The sequence below is a fragment of the Microcystis sp. LE19-8.1F genome (genome assembly GCF_027531715.1).
GTDB lineage: Bacteria > Cyanobacteriota > Cyanobacteriia > Cyanobacteriales > Microcystaceae > Microcystis > Microcystis wesenbergii_A.
On record NZ_JAPZSO010000004.1, the window covers coordinates 1 to 16,580 of the forward strand.

General features: G+C 44.3%; 14 protein-coding genes, 1 tRNA gene and 2 pseudogenes. 4 read left to right on the forward strand and 13 right to left on the reverse strand.

The window, feature by feature from the left end; genetic code table 11:
• Window positions 1-139 (forward strand): annotated as a pseudogene (locus O9334_RS00435) (IS4 family transposase); the annotation flags it as partial.
• Window positions 140-263: 124 nt separating this feature from the next.
• On the opposite strand, the gene O9334_RS00440 reads toward O9334_RS00435, so the two are convergent.
• The 12 genes and pseudogenes from O9334_RS00440 to O9334_RS00500 form a co-directional block, all read right to left on the reverse strand.
• Window positions 264-530 (reverse strand): DUF4347 domain-containing protein, encoded by a 267-nt coding sequence (locus O9334_RS00440; protein ID WP_287638985.1) that lies wholly within the window; start codon window positions 528-530, stop codon window positions 264-266.
• A gap of 128 nt (window positions 531-658) precedes the next feature.
• Window positions 659-1,769 (reverse strand): annotated as a pseudogene (locus O9334_RS22995) (RpnC/YadD family protein).
• Between the two features lie 54 nt (window positions 1,770-1,823).
• Window positions 1,824-2,126: a DUF4347 domain-containing protein gene (locus tag O9334_RS00455; RefSeq protein WP_287998363.1), complete on the reverse strand. Its 303-nt coding sequence runs from the start codon at window positions 2,124-2,126 to the stop codon at window positions 1,824-1,826.
• A gap of 204 nt (window positions 2,127-2,330) precedes the next feature.
• Window positions 2,331-2,738, reverse strand: coding sequence for a type II toxin-antitoxin system VapC family toxin (locus tag O9334_RS00460; RefSeq protein ID WP_045360544.1), 408 nt, complete (start codon window positions 2,736-2,738; stop codon window positions 2,331-2,333).
• A 5-nt stretch (window positions 2,739-2,743) separates the two neighbouring features.
• On the reverse strand, window positions 2,744-3,004 hold the full coding sequence (locus tag O9334_RS00465) for a hypothetical protein (RefSeq protein ID WP_002733873.1): 261 nt from the start codon (window positions 3,002-3,004) through the stop codon (window positions 2,744-2,746).
• A 183-nt stretch (window positions 3,005-3,187) separates the two neighbouring features.
• Window positions 3,188-3,370, reverse strand: a complete 183-nt coding sequence (locus O9334_RS00470; protein WP_072024871.1) for a hypothetical protein — start codon at window positions 3,368-3,370, stop codon at window positions 3,188-3,190.
• Between the two features lie 1,036 nt (window positions 3,371-4,406).
• Window positions 4,407-5,624, reverse strand: coding sequence for an ATP phosphoribosyltransferase regulatory subunit (locus O9334_RS00475; RefSeq protein WP_190380392.1), 1,218 nt, complete (start codon window positions 5,622-5,624; stop codon window positions 4,407-4,409).
• A 38-nt stretch (window positions 5,625-5,662) separates the two neighbouring features.
• Window positions 5,663-6,601 (reverse strand): J domain-containing protein, encoded by a 939-nt coding sequence (locus tag O9334_RS00480; RefSeq protein WP_190380391.1) that lies wholly within the window; start codon window positions 6,599-6,601, stop codon window positions 5,663-5,665.
• Window positions 6,602-6,923: 322 nt separating this feature from the next.
• A complete protein-coding gene (locus O9334_RS00485) occupies window positions 6,924-7,754 on the reverse strand; it encodes an inositol monophosphatase family protein (RefSeq protein ID WP_045360551.1) in 831 nt (276 codons plus the stop codon).
• A 14-nt stretch (window positions 7,755-7,768) separates the two neighbouring features.
• The gene (locus O9334_RS00490) at window positions 7,769-8,137 is read right to left on the reverse strand and encodes a 2Fe-2S iron-sulfur cluster-binding protein (protein ID WP_190380390.1); all 369 of its coding nucleotides are present in this window, start codon (window positions 8,135-8,137) and stop codon (window positions 7,769-7,771) included.
• A gap of 165 nt (window positions 8,138-8,302) precedes the next feature.
• Window positions 8,303-10,576: a hypothetical protein gene (locus O9334_RS00495; RefSeq protein WP_287998383.1), complete on the reverse strand. Its 2,274-nt coding sequence runs from the start codon at window positions 10,574-10,576 to the stop codon at window positions 8,303-8,305.
• Window positions 10,573-11,514: a homogentisate phytyltransferase gene (locus tag O9334_RS00500; protein WP_190380388.1), complete on the reverse strand. Its 942-nt coding sequence runs from the start codon at window positions 11,512-11,514 to the stop codon at window positions 10,573-10,575. Before O9334_RS00500 ends, O9334_RS00495 begins: the two co-directional genes overlap by 4 nt.
• A gap of 246 nt (window positions 11,515-11,760) precedes the next feature.
• On the opposite strand from O9334_RS00500, the gene O9334_RS00505 reads away from it, so the two are divergent.
• A tRNA-Ser gene (locus O9334_RS00505) sits at window positions 11,761-11,847 on the forward strand.
• 460 nt (window positions 11,848-12,307) lie between these two features.
• Here the strand turns inward: O9334_RS00505 and O9334_RS00510 are convergent.
• On the reverse strand, window positions 12,308-12,970 hold the full coding sequence (locus O9334_RS00510; RefSeq protein ID WP_045360557.1) for a class I SAM-dependent methyltransferase: 663 nt from the start codon (window positions 12,968-12,970) through the stop codon (window positions 12,308-12,310).
• Between the two features lie 106 nt (window positions 12,971-13,076).
• On the opposite strand from O9334_RS00510, the gene O9334_RS00515 reads away from it, so the two are divergent.
• Together O9334_RS00515 and O9334_RS00520 are read left to right on the forward strand one after the other, a co-directional pair.
• Window positions 13,077-16,229: a hybrid sensor histidine kinase/response regulator gene (locus tag O9334_RS00515; RefSeq protein WP_190380387.1), complete on the forward strand. Its 3,153-nt coding sequence runs from the start codon at window positions 13,077-13,079 to the stop codon at window positions 16,227-16,229.
• 114 nt (window positions 16,230-16,343) lie between these two features.
• Window positions 16,344-16,502, forward strand: a complete 159-nt coding sequence (locus O9334_RS00520) for a hypothetical protein (RefSeq protein WP_190357825.1) — start codon at window positions 16,344-16,346, stop codon at window positions 16,500-16,502.
• Window positions 16,503-16,580: the final 78 nt, after the last annotated feature.

A 16,580-nucleotide genomic window follows, 5' to 3' on the forward strand; every position in this document is an offset into this window, starting at 1 on the left:
TCCTATCAAGAAACATGGTCGCCGAGCAAAAAGCCTCTTTCGGCTAGGTTTAGACCACCTTCGTCATCTTATTCTCAATCCTTCATTACCTAACTTTTCTCTTTTTCTCCAGTCCTTACATTTTTTGTCCTGTACTTAGAGTGGAGATAGGCAAGAGGCAAGGGGTGGTTAGATTTGTGTCATTAATTTTGCTTAGGTACTTAAGCCGGCAAAGAAGGGTATATCTGGCTGAAAAACCCCAGATGTCTGCAACTCCGACAAATCTAAGGTTTCAACAGTGGTAAAAAAGCGGATATTTGTTCGATTCCGTCTTCGTTGGGAGAGAGAATAACCGTGGCGACTTCTGGAATTACCCCAGCTTGGAGACTTTGATAATCGGTAACACCAGCATCGAGGAAAACTACGGTAGCGGTTAAACGCTGATTTCTCGCACTATTCACCTGATTAGCTTGAACAAAGCCATCAGATTGAGCGAAATTGAACAAAACATCGTCAACAGCAGGAAAGCTCGGCAACAGGGTAGAAGTCATGACACTGACCGCAAAAGATTAATGCGACTATTTTGTGCAAAGAATCGCCAATTTTTCAAGGGGGATATAACAAAAATTTACAGAAAACGGGTTTCTTTAAGAAACCCGTTTTCTAAGAAACCCGTTTTCTAGATATTGATTTTTGCCAAAGACTGCTTAAATTCTGCGAGAGAATTAGCGGTAGCTGCTAATTTAACAATCTCTTGTAATGTAGATAGTACCGAAACTTTATTCAGGTATTGTTCCACATCTAAAGGAACTTCACCTAAGCGAGCTTGCAAAACTGTTTTGACAAAATCACGAGCATTTTCTAACGCTCCGATTTCCTTACCAATTTCCTTACCAATTTCCTTGCCAATTTCCTTACCAATTTCCTTACCGCTTTCGATTCCTCGTAACTCCATATTACTCATTAAAGGCATGGTTCTTTCCTCCTCAAATTGTTTGATTTTACTTTCTAAACTTGACTGTAATTCAGGGGATAAAGTCATCATATTGTCGATGATTTCAAACAGTTTAATTATCTGTTCCCTCTCGAACTCCTTTTCATATAATCCCCTGATTAACCTCCACTTCCACTGTTCCCTTTCTGGCAGCTTCCCAGTAGTCGCTTTTGTTTTCAGGTGTGCCATGACGATTATAGCAAAGGGATTGCTAAGTAGTCGTGCAAAATTAATTTCCTAGTGAAGATAGGCAAGAGGCAAGAGGCAAGAGGCAAGAGGTGGTTAGATATGTGTAATTAATTTTGCTTAGGTACTTACTTGCTTCTAGTTCTGACCAGCTTTCCTCATAGTCCAGTAATTTGACTGTTGGGAATTTCAGACTCACTTCACAACCAGCGATAGTATAATTATAGGAATCTGGTCGCCAATTTACTCTTTCATCTCCTAATATAGCGAGACTGATAACTGGTTTCTGATACAAATCAAAGGCCCGATAGTTATAAATATACATCCTCTGAGGGAAATTTTCTTCGTATTGACTTTGAATTTCAATATGAATCAAAATCCAGACTTCTTCACCCCTGAGTAACCAGACTTTATAGAGTTTGTCAGCGAAACGTTTTTTTGTCTTTGCTGAAGCGGTAATCCGTTTGAGTTCTTTTTCCAGAGATTCGGGAATTTTTGTCCAATCAATTAGTTGGTGAACTTCAGGAAAGAAGAAATGTAAAAACGCTTCAAAATACTCGCTTAATGCTTCTTTCCAGGGTTCATCATAATTGGCGGTTGTTTGTTTCATTTGAGTTGTTTGCTTACTCCTAGGCTATGAAGCGCGATAGCGTAACGCACCGATTTAATAATAGAGGTGAATGGTGGTAATCTGGGGATTTTGTGGTAAAAAAGCGGATATTTGTTCGATTCCGTCTTGATTGGCAGAGAGAATAACGGTGGCGACTTCTGGAATTACCCCAGCTTGTAGGGTTTGATAATCGCTAACACCAGCATCGAGGAAAACTACAGTATTTAATTCGGGTGCGGTTAAACCCTGATTTCTCGCACTATTCACCTGATTAACTTGACTCAAGCCATCAGATTGAGCGAAATTGAACAAAACATCGTCAACAGCAGGAAGGCTCGGCAACAGGGTAGAAGTCATGACACTGACCGCAAAGGATGACTTCGACTATTTTGTGCAAACAATCGCCAATTTTTCAAGGGGGATATAACAAAAATTTACAGAAAACGGGTTTCTAAATAGGCGTTTTCTCATGGTTTCTTGAAAAACCCCATTTTCTCAGTTTCGTGGGTTGTTGCAAGATATGCAATCTGAACGACGTTCATAAATTGTATTTTTATTAGTTTATGGGACACAAACAATTCCTAATCCTGCCATTTGACGAATATGATCATCAAAAGCGAATACCTTAAATATTTGTAAACGATGAGCCATAACTAAAATAGAACAATCTGTGTAACTCCATTTTTTATCATTGTACTTACAGAAAGCTTCCCATGTTGCCAGATCATCGCTATCTGACACATTGATATAACGATGATCTTCTCTTAGTATTTGACCCACTTGGATTGAGGCTCGACTAGATACCTTGCTCCGAATCCAAGTAACAGTTTCATCGAATACCGATTCCAGAATAATCCAATTATTATGAGGATTTTCCAAGTAATATTTTTGAGCGCTTTCGTGATGAGTTTCAGATTTGACAAAAAAGGCAATTAAAGCAGAAGTATCAACAATAATTTCTTTGTCCACAATTTTTAATAAATAATTTCATCGATGTTTTCAGCGTAGTTAGTTACAACTTGACCCCGATTATCTTGTCCGATAATATATTTAGGCTCAGGTTGGACAATTTCTAAACTTCCACAAAGTTCCCAAGTACGAGTCTTAGTAATATCTGGTAATTCAGCTTGAACATAATTTTCCAAAGCTTTGATAACAATCTCTTGAACCGAGGATTTTTGTTCTTGCAAACGAGATATTAATTCGTCGGGAATTTCGATCAATATTTGAGTCATTGATAAACCTTAGAGATTAACGTTGTTTTACTAACATTATAGCCTGTTTGTGAATTATAACCAAGAGACGCAAATGCAATTACCTGAATCAGTTACCAAAAGGCTAACAACTGTTCACTGATTCAGGTGATTCGCCATAAGTCCAGAAAACGGGTTTCTGAAGATTGTCTCTCAATTACTCCCTCACAATGACAATTTTAGCGGGTCATGGCGAGAAGGCGATGGCCACAAGTCCAGAAAACGGGTTTCTTCAAGAAACCCGTTTTCTGGGTGAACTTCGGGAAAGAAAAAGTATAAAAACGCTTCAAAATACTCGGTTAATGCTTCTTTCCAGGGTTCATCATAATTGGCGGTTGGTTGTTTCATGGCGAGTCGCTACCAATTGGAAAGTTAGGCGATCCTCTAGATTCATTATTCCCCATAAATATCATCAATGCTACTTGTCGTCACAAAACTTCCCATTAGAGCAACCTACATCTACATCTTTGTTCTAACATTTATTGGTAAAACTATATAATGCCGTCAGATATTTGGGGTAGGAGTTAAAGGCACCGGGAAGGATATCTTTGACCAAAAAAGGAGTTGACATGATTTTTTCCTGAATAAAGGGTGAAAATTTTAAAATCGCCGTTTCCCGCACTTGGGACAGTCCTAGTCGTTACCATGCCAAGAAGCGGCTCAATCATCGCCGTCAGCGTTGGGTTTCATGCTTTAACCCAACCCACGTTCATCTCTGGTATAGATTAGAATCGATTATTAACATTGATTTTTGCTTATGATTTATTATGGTTTCAGTGGGTATTAATGGGGGTTATTATAAAGTTTTTTGAACGGCTCTTCTGGTTTATGTGTGGGAACGAGGTCTATACTGATATTTTCTAGTTTCTTCCGCCGCTCGACTGAGCGTCGCCGAACGTCAAAATAGAGCTAAAAGTCTTGCTTGATAGGTATTTCACGATTCCATAAGCAAAAATTACCACACAAAGTCGAGAAGAGCCAAAAAATATGTTGAGAATCAAGCTACTCCGTCTAAGGAAACGCTATCCTGTTAGTCTTTTTTACTGGTCGCAATTCATCTCCCGCTAACCGCGGGGGCGGTGTAACGGGAGTCCTCTTGCTCCAATTTAGATAGGGTTTGCTGAATAAAGGTGAAATGTAGGCAAGGTAAGGGTTTTGTGGCTTTTCTCGCGAAACAGGTGCAAGATTTTGAGAGAATCGTGCTTCAAAACCTTGCGTCTTCATCGGCCCGCGTCCTGTAGGGGCGAAGCATTCGGATAAAAAATCTACGGTTTCACCGATAGGTTATTGCCCGAATGCTTCGCCCGTACTTTTTGCCGCAAACCCTAGATAGAGTCCTATAGCAGCGGGCAGAAGGCAGTATTTCCGCCGCTTTTGCCCCCTTTTAGAGAGATTCTTCGATCACGGAACCATCTTCTTGCACCCAGGCGAGATTTTTAATCATCCGATCGCGGGCATAGGTACGAATTTGTGCCTCGCTGCGACCACCTAAATCGATCGCCACTCTCAGATTAGGATCACCGTTGCGAAGAGAGCGAGCTTTACTAAAAGTCGCTATCTGGGCGTTATTACCCAAAGGGATAAGTAACCAGTCGAGGGGAGGAGCTTTACTGGGTAAAGTCTGCCCTGATAATAAACTTTCGTGCAGTTCTTCGATATTCAGGGAAAAACCGATACCCGGAGCCGATTGGTCCTGGGGATGAAAAACGCCCAATAATTGATCATAGCGTCCGCCCTGGCCTAAAATACTGAGATTTTGCTGGTGATAACTAACCGCTTTAAAAACGATGCCAGTGTAGTAATCAAAGGTTTGAATCAGACTTAAATCGAGAATTAGGGGGAAAGGACCAGAGCGATCAGCATTAAGCAGCTCGACTAGGGATTTAAGGTTATTAACGGCTTTTTGGGCCGATTCTTCCTGGGCTAATACTGCCACTTGTGCGAGGACATCCTCAGGATTACCGCGCAGGTGAAATAATTGTCGGGCTTGCTGCCGGAGAGTTTCGTTGGGATAGGGAAGATTTTCGAGGCTAACGTAGTCGAGAAGGGCTAAACAGCGTTTCACCTGTTCGCGTAAGGGAGCCGGAAAGGGAGAAAGTAGCGAACGAGTCAAACCCGCTTCTCCTAAAATAATCTGCCAGTTAGGGACGGCCAAACTATCGAAACAGTCGGCCAGGAGCAGTAAAATCTCGGCATCAGCTAGTAAACCGCCAGAAAAGAGCAGTTCTACCCCCGCTTGATAGAATTCCACTTGACGACCGTGATAACTGGCGCTAGGGCGACGAAAAACGTTAGCCCGATAACAGAGACGTTGGGGATAGGACTCCCCACTCATGCGGGTGACGGCACTACGGGCAATGGAAGCGGTTAATTCAGGGCGTAATCCCGATAGTCCTTGGCTATCCCCGTGGAGTTGGATTACGGTGGTGGGATCGATCGCACCGCCTGCGGTGAGGGTATCGAGCCATTCAATGGTGGAGGTGACGATCCTTTGATAGCCCCAACGCTGAAAGACAGACTGAAGGCGATCGTTAATCCAGCCTTTTTGGGTAACTTCTAGGGGTAATAAATCCCTGGTCCCCGCCGGGGGTTGATGAATCATGGGAGTTTGCTAATCAAAATCGGTGGCACTGGTCAGTCCTATTTCTTTTTACCACCAAATCGAGACCAAAAACCGCTATTGCGATCTCCTTCCCCTTTTTGTCCATTCTGATGTTGCACTTCAATATTAGGATTAACTACTTTATCTAGTTCCTGTTTACACTTAATCACCGTCGCATCTTGGGGGCTGGTTTGCCAGGCGCGATTGATATGAACCCGGGCCATGGAGGGTTGATTTTGTCGCAGGTAGGCTAAACCGAGCAGGGCGTGACAGATGCCGTTATCCGGTTCTTGCCGCAGGGCATCGCGCAATTCTCGCAAAGCTTGGGCGGGATTATTTTGGTCAAGAGAGGCTTGAGCGCGGCGAATATAGGCTTCTAGTGGCGATTCCTTGGCTTTAGCCCGGGCTGCCGTGGGGACAGTAGCCCCGACTAACTCGGACTGGTTAGGATTGCCTTGGGAGATAAAGACTTTCCGGGTGGTTTTCTTGTTGCCCTGACCTTCGGTTAACATCAGATAAACCAGATTGAGTTCACTGAGTTGGGCGATTTTCTGATAGGCATTTTCTAGGGCGGTATATTGATCGATCGCCAAAGATTGCAGGATTTTTTGATAGGCTAATTCATGGTTAGCGCTAGATTGGGCTAGTTTTCTAGCCGGTTCGCTACTGATGGTGATTTTACCCGAATCCCTCGCCATTGCCTTGCCCATTTCTGTTAAAACAAGGCGAAATTCTTCGCGAGACGGGTTGCGGCCGAGATGTTCGTAGGCAGGGTTAACTAATTTTGAGAGTAAATGATGAGCCTGTTCCCTTTCGGCGGGGGTGTAAGTGCGACAGGTATCGGGATGGAGTTTATGGGCGATTTTTAAGTAACGCTGGCGAATCTCCTGATGCTCGGCATCGATCGAGACTCCTAAAATAGCGAAGTGATCGATTAAATCAAATTGAAACAACCCCTGGGAAATTGGAAAAGTCATACAGCGGCTCCTATCTCTAATCAAAATGATAACGCCATAAATAGAGTTTGCTGAAAAAGTTTGTTGGTGGAGTTAGGAGTCGGTCGTCGGCCGCCGGTCGTCGGTGGGGGAAGTCAGAATAACAGAATGACCTCGCGCGCCTGGAAGCGGCACCCTTTGCGTTCTCGCATAGCGAGTGCTTTGCGTTCGCCTCCGGAAAGTGCCAGGGTTTTGAGTCCCTCGGCTCGATTTCTCAACGTTTGTTTCTGGCACTTTTTGGGGAAAAAAGTCCCCAAACCCTTTTCTAGCAAAGCTTATGCTGATATTCAGCCAACCCTAAATATTAAAAGGATTCAAACTGAAACCTCCAAGAGGCCGCTTTTTGCAGAGCTTGGCTTAAGGGGGTGTGAATCTGTCCGTTAGTGGCCAGAATTCGCCCCGTTTCCATCCTAAAAGGACTCTCATCATAGGCGCTAATTTTACCCCCAGCTTCTTCGATCAGAATAATTCCCGCGGCCATATCCCAGGGATTAATCCCTCGTTCCCAATAACCATCTAAGCGCCCACAGGCCACATCGGTTAAGTCTTTGGCAGCGGAACCGCTCCGGCGTACGCCTTGGCTCAGATGGGTCAGATAACAGAATTCGGCATAATTATTATCCTGGGTTTGACAGCGATCGTAGGCAAAACCCGTCACCAGTAAACTTTTTTCTAGTTCACTCGTCCGGGAGACATGGATGGGACGACGGTTCAGGGTGGACCCTAAACCCCTGGCTGCCCGAAATAGTTCCTTTCTAAAGGGGTTATAGATAACTCCCACTGCTGCTATCCCTGCGATCAGTAGTCCGATGGAGACGACGGATACGGGATAACCGTGGGCATAGTTGGTGGTTCCATCGAGAGGATCGATCGCCCAGAGATAGTCGCTGTCCGTCCCTGGCATTTTTCCCGATTCTTCCGCTAAAATCCCATGTTCGGGAAAGTGACGGCTAATAATTTTGAGAATTTCTCTTTCTGCTCGACGATCTATTTCCGTCACTAAATCGCCTGATCGCCCTTTTTCTTCTATTATCTCGATTTTACACCAATTATCGAGGATAATTGTTCCCGCCGCTAGGGCGGCTTCGCTGGCAATGTCTAGGTATTTTTCTAATTGGCTGCTGGTATCTGGCACGATTAATCCCTAATCTATTCTTCATCTAAGGGTAAACCAAAACGCACTTTGCCACGAGCAAAAAAGCGACCGAATTGCAGTTCATAGACTTCATCTTCGTCTTGGGTGGCTACTTCCATATCGCTGCGGGCATAACTAACACAAAGTAAAGCATAACCTCTGGCTTTTAATTCTGGTGATAGTCCGATCGCTTCTGGTTGGTGGATATCTCCCGATAATACCCTGACCGCGCAGCTGGTACAAGCTCCATTGCGACAGGAAAAGGGTAATTGATAGCCCTGTTTTTCCAGACTGTGGAGTATATAGTTATCCTCGGCAACGGTGGTGGTAATTTTTTCGCCCGTCTGACGATTGTGAACGGTGATTTGATAATATTTAGTCATAGTTTAGTTAGTCGGAAATTATAGATGCAATTCTAGATAGTTCTGAATTTAGTGGCTATTTTGGTCGGCTATCTTGATTATATCATCAATAATTGCTCGAATAGTTATCATTTTGACCAATGCTCCTTGACAACTGTTAACTTGTCTTGGGTCACTTGCCAATTTTTATGGCTCTTGAAAATTCATATTTTTTAATCTAACTGCACCGTCGATAATTGAGATTTCCTGGGAGCCAATTTGCACGATCGCATCTAGTCCCTTACCGATAATTTTAACTGCTGGGGGACGACTTTTCTGCACGGTCATCACCAGAAAAAAATCCTCGCTACCCGTGGCTAAAATGCGCTCACCTGTATTATTTTTCTCGACTTTTAAAGTCACGGGAGTGATAAAAGTTCCCTGCATAGTTGCCCGATTTTGAGTGATAGTAAAACTATTTTTTCCGAGAGTGACATTTCCCTGGGTATTCATCACCCAAGTTTTATTAATAAATTCTGGTTGCTCGACTTCACCTAATAATTTATCCATCAAGACGAATAATCCAGGGGAACCAGAGGAAAGACCGTAATCGACGGCGAAAGAGCGAACCAGAGCCACTTCTGCGGGTTCACCCTGAGCGGAGCCGAAGGGTGGATTAGCTCTTTTAACCCTGATTTTATCAGTTTTTAAGGTAATTACTCCCGAACCATCGGGACTAGATTGAAAAGATATCGGTTTTGCCTGTCGCCAAGGCGGTGTTTTCGGGAAAGTAACGGTATTTTCCGAATTCCAGTCGCCTTTTGACCCCTCAAAACTCGCCCAATGTCCTCCTAATCCCCAAATTCTCACACTAGCGACATCGGGAAAAGACCATCCCCCCACAAAAGGTTGCTGTTTGAGATAGATACTAGCGACAAAATCCTCTTCATTTTGCCACCGATTACGAAAAGTATAAAATCCCTTTTGTTGATCAACTAAAACGCGGGAAAGTTGGCGTTCGGGATTTTCTGGAATAAGATTAGATGGATAAGCAGCGAGAAGAAAAGGGGCAATATGAGGATAATGGGGGTGAAAAAGTTGTTTTTCTTGACCTTGTAATCGCCATTTTACTGCTGGTAGCAATGATTTATCGGTAATTCCCAATCCGATAGTTAATAAAGATACTCCTACAAACATCTGATGTCTGCCATAAGCAGGAATCAATAATTGACCATTCTTAGGGACAATTCTGGTTAAATAATGGGGGATTAATTGGGCTGCCGGGGAACCAGCTACTAAGTCTAATCCGAGACTATTTCGATACCCTTGCAGAAAAGGAAAAACAGCGAGAACCATGGGTTCGGTGCTGTATAAATCTCCCTCCGTGCCAAATCCTCGATCGCCGATAGCTGTGGTAAAATAGCGTTCGATGTGACGTTTGGCCATTTCCACCTGTGCAGAGGGAGAATAGAGAGGATCGGCTGGTACATCTTCCTTGAGAATCGCTAAACTGGCTAAACCTGCCGCACCTCTGGCCCGCGCATTCCAGTTACTAACTGCGTCTCCATTCCAGCCATTTTTGGGTGAATCACCTTTGAGAAGTTTTTTACTTTCACTGAATAACCAGCCAGTAATTTCCCGTTGGCGCTTTTCTCCCCAAAAATCATAACAAAGATCGTAGGCGAGAGCGACTCCGGCGACAATTGGCGATTGTTCTAAGATTCTCCTGCCCCGATTTTTACGGGTTTTTTCGAGAATTTCCCAGGCGGTTTCTGCTGATTTTCTATCTTGATTTAAAATTGCTAAAAAACAATGACCTGTGGCATGATAACCCCCATTAGGCACATAACCATCGTAATAAATTTTTTCCTGTAAACTGTTGTTTAATTGGGCGATAATAGTTTGACCGATGGGAGTTTTCGCTTTTTCTCTGAGATTAGTTAATTCTGACTTGCGAAAGATTAAACGGGGATGTTCTCGCGCTTGTAGGGGTTGATGATTAGGGACAGGATTAGGCCATAAAGGGGAAATTGTGCCATTAACTGTGTTTTGTAGTCTTCTTCCCCCTAAAGTACCTTGATAACTGCCGATAAGTTGGTCTTGGTAGGGGACAATTTCGATATTATAGATAGCTTCCCTGACTTCCGCTTGCCAAGGGTGAGTTTGAATGTTCATTTTCACCTGTAATCGCCAAGCATTGTCTAATTTAATCGTTTTTACCGTACCTTGGTGATCCACTTCTTTGTTAAATTTGGGTGCGTATCCCCACACCGATGGCTGACAAACGGCACGATCGCATCTTAAATCTAGGGTAAGATATTGATAAACGGGTTTATCTTGCCACAGTTTCCAAACGCCATGTTTCAGGGTTAAACGAAGATTGCCGGTTAATAATTGCGGCTCTATGGTTTCTTGACTAGGTGCGCTTGTACCACTTAGCCAAAGTAAGGGAATCGCCGCTAAAAAAGGAGATATTTTCACAGTAAACAAGCTAGGGGGAATATAAGGTATTCTAGGAAGAATAATTTCCAAATAAATTGGTAAAATCGGCTGATTTCGCTTTTATCTTCTAAATTTACTCCGCGACTACGCCACCAAAGAAGAAGAAGTAGGAGCAGATGGGCGACAATGGCCAGAGAAGAATTAATTCCTGTTATCCCCAAGAGGCCGACGGCAATCATCCCTGCATAACACAGCGAAATTGTCAAGAGGGAAATTATTAAGATTTTTTGAGGACCGAGAAGGAGGGTAAAAGTGGTAATTTGGTAAATGCGATCGCCTTCTAGGTCAGGAACATCCTTAAAAATAGCGATCGCAACGGTGAAAACGAGAACAAAAGCTGTTAAAACCCAGATCGAGGGATAGATAGACTGATTTTGATTAATAACTGTGTTGTAGTGGCGAAAAAGACCTAAATTGACGATGACACCCCGGACGGTAAAAATACAGAAGGCGGACCAGAGGGGAAAGCGTTTTAAACGCACTGGTGGCAAGGAATAGGCCGTACCGATGAGTAAACTAATCCCCACGGTGATTAACAGCCAAAAACCACCGATAAAAGCCAGTATAATTGCTAAAATACCGCTAAAACCCACGATTAACCCGCCTGTTAACCGAGAAAATTCGCCCTTGGCTAGGGGAAGATGGGGTTTATTGATTTTATCGATGTCGATGTCTTCCAACTGATTTAAACCGACGATATAGACATTACCCGCAAGACAAGCAGCCCAAGTGAGCAATAAAACCGACCAATGGCTAAAAAAATCGCTAATATTGCCTAAAGCAATTAAATACAGACTTAAAACACTGAAAGAAGTGCCGATAATCGTATGGGGACGGGAAAATTTCCAGAGACTCCCTAACCAGTGGAGAAAGTTAGGCCGGGGATGGTTAACTGGAAGAAAAGGAGCTTGATTCATCGGACCTCTGGTAAAAATCAAAAATTGTCGTGGTTGGTGAGGAGTCAGTGGTCAGTAGTCGGTCGTCAGGAGAATTACGAGTGAATAATAATCAATTAAATGGTCTATTTAGATATTTTATGCCACTTAATCCTTATTTTTGACGTTTTTAAACCCTCAAAAATCAATTAGGCAAGAGGTCGATCAAAAAAAATCAATCCTAGGGCAAGTAATCTGTTAAAATGATAATCCAGACTCAAACCCTGTGGAGAGGTGGCAGAGTGGTTGAATGCGGCAGACTCGAAATCTGCTTTAGGGTCACACCTAACGTGGGTTCAAATCCCACCCTCTCCGTTGAACTGATAATTTGGTGCTGTCATTCTCAGCTATAATTTTTTGTCAACTATCTTAAGAGATAAGTAGTCGTGCAAAATTAATTTCCTAGTGAAGATAGGCAAGAGGCAAGGGGCAAGAGGCAAGAGGTGGTTAGATATGTGTAATTAATTTTGCTTAGGTACTTATAAGTAGCGAGACACAATTAATTACAGATAAGCTAAAACGCATCTAAGATGCGTTTTAGCAAGGCAGGAGGAATAAGCGGTTGAGAGTTTTTTGAATTATCAAGATATGTAACTTAAGTGCGTCTAAGCTTATCTAACTGTCTCTTGCATGAGTGCCTATCGTAACCAAGAAGTTAATTTTGCCCTATTACTTAGCTTTGTCGTGGGTGGTTTTGGACTGGTGACTAAATTTAGACAATAAAAATAAACCCTGATTGTTAAGAGCAAAAGCTTTTCTACTCTCCTCCACTTCTTCACTTTTTCATGGCTAGGGTCAAACCATCACCAATAGGAATAATACTGATATTTACCCGTTCATCCTGCTGAATTTTGGCATTAAGTGAACGGATAATTTTGGTGCGATTATCGGTGTTATCGTCCGTTGCTACCCGTCCCGACCAAAAGACATTATCGATAGCGATAATTCCGCCCGTTCTGACCAATTGTAACGCCTGTTCGTAGTAGCGATCATAATTACTTTTATCGGCATCGATAAAGACAAAATCAAAACTATTACTTTCTCCTGCGGCGATTAATTGATCTAAAGTCTCCAGGGCTGGGGCAATTCTTAAATCGATTTTAGCGGCGACACCGGCCTGCTGCCAATAACGGCGGGCTATACTGGTATATTCTTCGCTTAGATCACAGGCGATCAGCTTGCCTTCCGGGGGTAAAGCTAAGGCCACCACTAGAGAACTATAACCGGTAAAAACCCCTATTTCTAGGGTTTTTTTCGCCCTGATCGCCTGTACTAAAAAAGCCATAAACTGACCTTGTTCGGGGGCAATCTGCATGACTGCCAGGGGTTGAGAGGCAGTTTCTTGACGTAACTGAGCTAAAATCGGGGGTTCTCGCAGACAGATAGATTGATAATAGGAATAAAATTGTCGATCGAGTCCAAGAGTTTGATTAGCCATAAAAAAATTGCTAGTGGATGAAGTTATCGGGTAGAATTCTGGGTAACCTGAAGCTAGAGAGAGCGTATTGGTTGACCAAAAAGGAAGACTTGGCAGGAAGCAAATCATGATGAAACCCGACTCGGATCATCTCTTTAACGAAGATCTCGAACAGTTGTTAGAGAGTTTAGAAGACAAAGACAGCGACGGTGAGGAGGCTCTAGACGAACTCAGCTTTTTATTTGAGCAGAGTTCCTCTCCGGCAGCCAGGTCTGGGGCTTCTCTTGGCCAAACCCCGTCTTCCTTGCCCTCAGAACGGGAATTACGGGAACTTTTTGGCGGTAGCATCAATTGGGAAGAAGCCGCCACTAATGATCTTTATTTTACCCGTAGGCCTGCGCCAAAGTCAGAAGCAGAAGATGGGGATGATCTGGAATCTCGGCTGTTAGAAAATGCAGCAGTCCGGGACTCAGAAGCAATTATAACCATCAGCAACCCCAATTTTTACGACAGCCTTGAAGACTTAGAAGCTTTTCTGGAAAAACCCACTCCACGAGCGCAATCGCCACTGCCAGACATCTTTGAATCCCTAGAAGCCCTCCTCTCGGAATCCACGGCAGTGGAACGGGAGGCTGGGGCGGAACATCTCCAACGGTTAGAATCACTGGAACTTGCCACAGAAAGCCACCCAGAGAATAAATTCAAGGATTTAGAAAAACTCCTCAAAGAAAGCAGTCAGGTGATGGGAGGAGTTCCGGCCTCCAGTTTCAGTCCACCAGCACGGTTAAATAACGGGCGTCCCCTTGTCAGTAAAGCTTTTGAACAGACGATGCGGGTGCCGATCAAACAATTGGATAACCTCAGCAATCTGATCGGGGAACTGGTGGTTAAACGCAATTGCCTTGAACAGGAACAGAAGGACCTGGGTCTCTTTTTGGATAATTTGCTTAACCAAGTCCAAAAACTCAGCGATGTGGGCAGTTGGCTGCAGGATCTCTATGAAAGAACCCTCCTAGAAGGGGCTTTGCTGGCTAGTCGCAATTCCCGCGGTGCCATCGGTTACGGTAGAGTTAAGGGAGAAAATCAGGGCGATTCGGCTATGACCGGCAAACAAGATGCCCTAGATCTCGACCAGTTTGATAATGATTTCCATAAAAAAGCGCAAAATATAATCGAATTGATCGTGCGAGTGCGAGAATCGGCCTCTGATCTTCAATTTGTCGTCGATGAAACCGATCAGGTGATGCGTAGTCTGCGACAGGTTACCACCCAACTACAGGAAGGGATGACCAAATCCCGCATGGCTCCCTTTAGTGAAACTGCCGATCACCTACCCCGGGCAATTCACGATCTGTCCCTGGAACTGCATAAACAAGCCAAATTAAAAGTGGAAGGGGGTGATGTTCTCATCGATCAGATGCTCCTTGAACATCTCCTTAGTCCCATGACCCATCTGGTCAACAATGCGATCGCCCACGGCATTGAATCACCCCAAGAACGCATGGCTAAGGGGAAACCTGCCCTCGGTACGATCTCTGTCCAGGCATTCCTACAGGGAAATCAAACCGTGATCACCGTTAGTGATGATGGGGCCGGTATTGATGCGAATCGGGTTAAACGCAAGGCGATCAAAAAAGGACTAATCAGCGATCGGGAAGCTCAACACCTCAGTCCCCAAGAAGTCTATGAACTCCTCTTTCGCCCCGGTTTTAGTACCAAAGATCAGGCCGATGGTATTTCCGGTCGTGGGGTGGGTTTAGATGTGGTGCGTACCAGTGTAATCGATGTGCGCGGGACCGTTACTATTGACTCGGTACTGGGCAAAGGAACCACTTTTACCATCCGTTTACCCCTAACCCTGAGTATCTGTAAGGCCCTCTTTTGTGTTAGTGATCGTGCGCGCATCGGTTTCTCCAGGGACGAAGTGGAAGAAGTCCTCCTCCCCAAAAGCCTGGAGGTCAAGGTGGGAAAGGTGGAAGAGGTGAAAGAGGTGAAGATGAGCTTTTACCAGCCCAGGGATATCCAAATGGATATGGATGGACGGCGCTGCGTTTTCTGGCAAAATACTTTACTACCTTTCCAACCCCTGAGCGAGTTGCTTTCCTACAATCGGCGGGTCGGTCGCGGTAGTTTTTACACCGGCAAACAGGAGGAAGACTCTTTTTCGATCGTGATCCTGCGCGGTGGTAATAATCTCTTGGCAGTGCAGGTAGATCAAGTGATCATGTCAGAGGACCGATTCCGAAGCTCGCTACCGGAAATCGTCATCAAACAGATCGAAGGACCGATTCCGAAAACGGTTGGGATTGCTGGGGCGACGGTTTTAGGCGATGGTACGGTGATGCCCATCGGCGATGTGTTAGAGTTAATCGACATTGCCCAGGGTCGTCTGCGTACCGATAAGGGGAGTCCTTGGCGCCAACCAGCCCCCCCCGTAGAGGTGGGAACTGGCCAAAAATCCGAGACTATGGTGCTGATTGTCGATGATTCGATTACTGTCCGGGAATTGCTCTCTTTAACCTTTAGTAAAGCCGGTTATCGTGTGGAACAGGCCCGGGATGGTCAAGAAGCTTGGGAAAAATTACGCGGCGGTTTGCCCTGTGATATCGTTTTCTCCGATATCGAGATGCCCCGCCTGAATGGCCTGGAATTACTGTCTAATTTGCAAAAAGACCCCCGATTAGCGGCGATTCCCGTGGCTTTCTTGACTTCCCGAGGAGCGGACCTTCATCGCAAGGAGGCGGCGAAATTAGGAGCTAGTGGTTATTTTACCAAGCCCTGCCCGGACAGAGATTTACTCTCGGCAGCTGAAAAAATGATTGCGGGGGAAGTGTTACTAGCTGATAGTATTAAAGCGGCTCGTAATCAGCCTTTATCCTCTCCTCTGGTCTTGATTGTCGATGATTCGGTAATAATGCGAGAAATGTTAACGATTTCTTTTGTTAAAGCTGGTTATCGCATTGAACAGGCCCGGGACGGTTTAGAAGCATGGGAAAAATTACGGGCCGGATTAGCTTGTGATCTGATTCTCTGCGATATCGAAATGCCGCGCCTGAATGGGTTAGAATTGCTCTCTTGTCTGCAAGAGGATGAACAACTTCAGGGGATACCAGTAGCGATGGTTACCGCGCAAGGGGCGCAAAAAATGCAGCATCTCGCCGCTGCTAAAGGGGCAAAAGGTTTTTTTGTCAAGCCCTATATTGAGAGTGTTTTACTGTCGGCAGCCCAACGTTTGATCGCTGGTGAGGTATTAATCCAAAAAGAAAGTCTTGTAGATTAAGTTCAGTGGGACTTAAGTTTTATCGAGGAGAATTTCTACTAAGGTTTTTACCGTTTTCTCTAACTGTTCAACCCGCTGCTCTAAACTAAGAGAAGGATCGGGAGGTTTTCAACCATGAATCCCTCGCAAAAATGCCTCCCGCATTGTCCTGAAATCCCAAGTGCAAATGGTCAAGGAGAAACCATTGAAGAAGTCAAAGAAAGCTTAAAACCTTTAGCTGATATTCGTCGAGGACTACCAAAAGAAGCGATCGAGGAAACAATTTCCCTATGAACAAGATGATTTAATCAGTATTATTCGATATAGACAAATTGAAAAAAGACGAGAAGAAATCGCCAAAAATATCCATCA

What these genes read in the sequence shown, in the direction of transcription:
- O9334_RS00440 (WP_287638985.1), bottom strand. Translation starts at nt 530, where the DNA reads ATGACTTCTACCCTGTTGCCGAGCTTTCCTGCTGTTGACGATGTTTTG.
- O9334_RS00455 (WP_287998363.1), bottom strand. Translation starts at nt 2,126, where the DNA reads ATGACTTCTACCCTGTTGCCGAGCCTTCCTGCTGTTGACGATGTTTTG.
- O9334_RS00465 (WP_002733873.1), bottom strand. Translation starts at nt 3,004, where the DNA reads ATGACTCAAATATTGATCGAAATTCCCGACGAATTAATATCTCGTTTG.
- O9334_RS00470 (WP_072024871.1), bottom strand. Translation starts at nt 3,370, where the DNA reads ATGAAACAACCAACCGCCAATTATGATGAACCCTGGAAAGAAGCATTA.
- O9334_RS00475 (WP_190380392.1), bottom strand. Translation starts at nt 5,624, where the DNA reads ATGATTCATCAACCCCCGGCGGGGACCAGGGATTTATTACCCCTAGAA.
- O9334_RS00480 (WP_190380391.1), bottom strand. Translation starts at nt 6,601, where the DNA reads ATGACTTTTCCAATTTCCCAGGGGTTGTTTCAATTTGATTTAATCGAT.
- O9334_RS00490 (WP_190380390.1), bottom strand. Translation starts at nt 8,137, where the DNA reads ATGACTAAATATTATCAAATCACCGTTCACAATCGTCAGACGGGCGAA.
- O9334_RS00500 (WP_190380388.1), bottom strand. Translation starts at nt 11,514, where the DNA reads ATGAATCAAGCTCCTTTTCTTCCAGTTAACCATCCCCGGCCTAACTTT.
- O9334_RS00510 (WP_045360557.1), bottom strand. Translation starts at nt 12,970, where the DNA reads ATGGCTAATCAAACTCTTGGACTCGATCGACAATTTTATTCCTATTAT.
- O9334_RS00515 (WP_190380387.1), top strand. Translation starts at nt 13,077, where the DNA reads ATGATGAAACCCGACTCGGATCATCTCTTTAACGAAGATCTCGAACAG.
- O9334_RS00520 (WP_190357825.1), top strand. Translation starts at nt 16,344, where the DNA reads ATGAATCCCTCGCAAAAATGCCTCCCGCATTGTCCTGAAATCCCAAGT.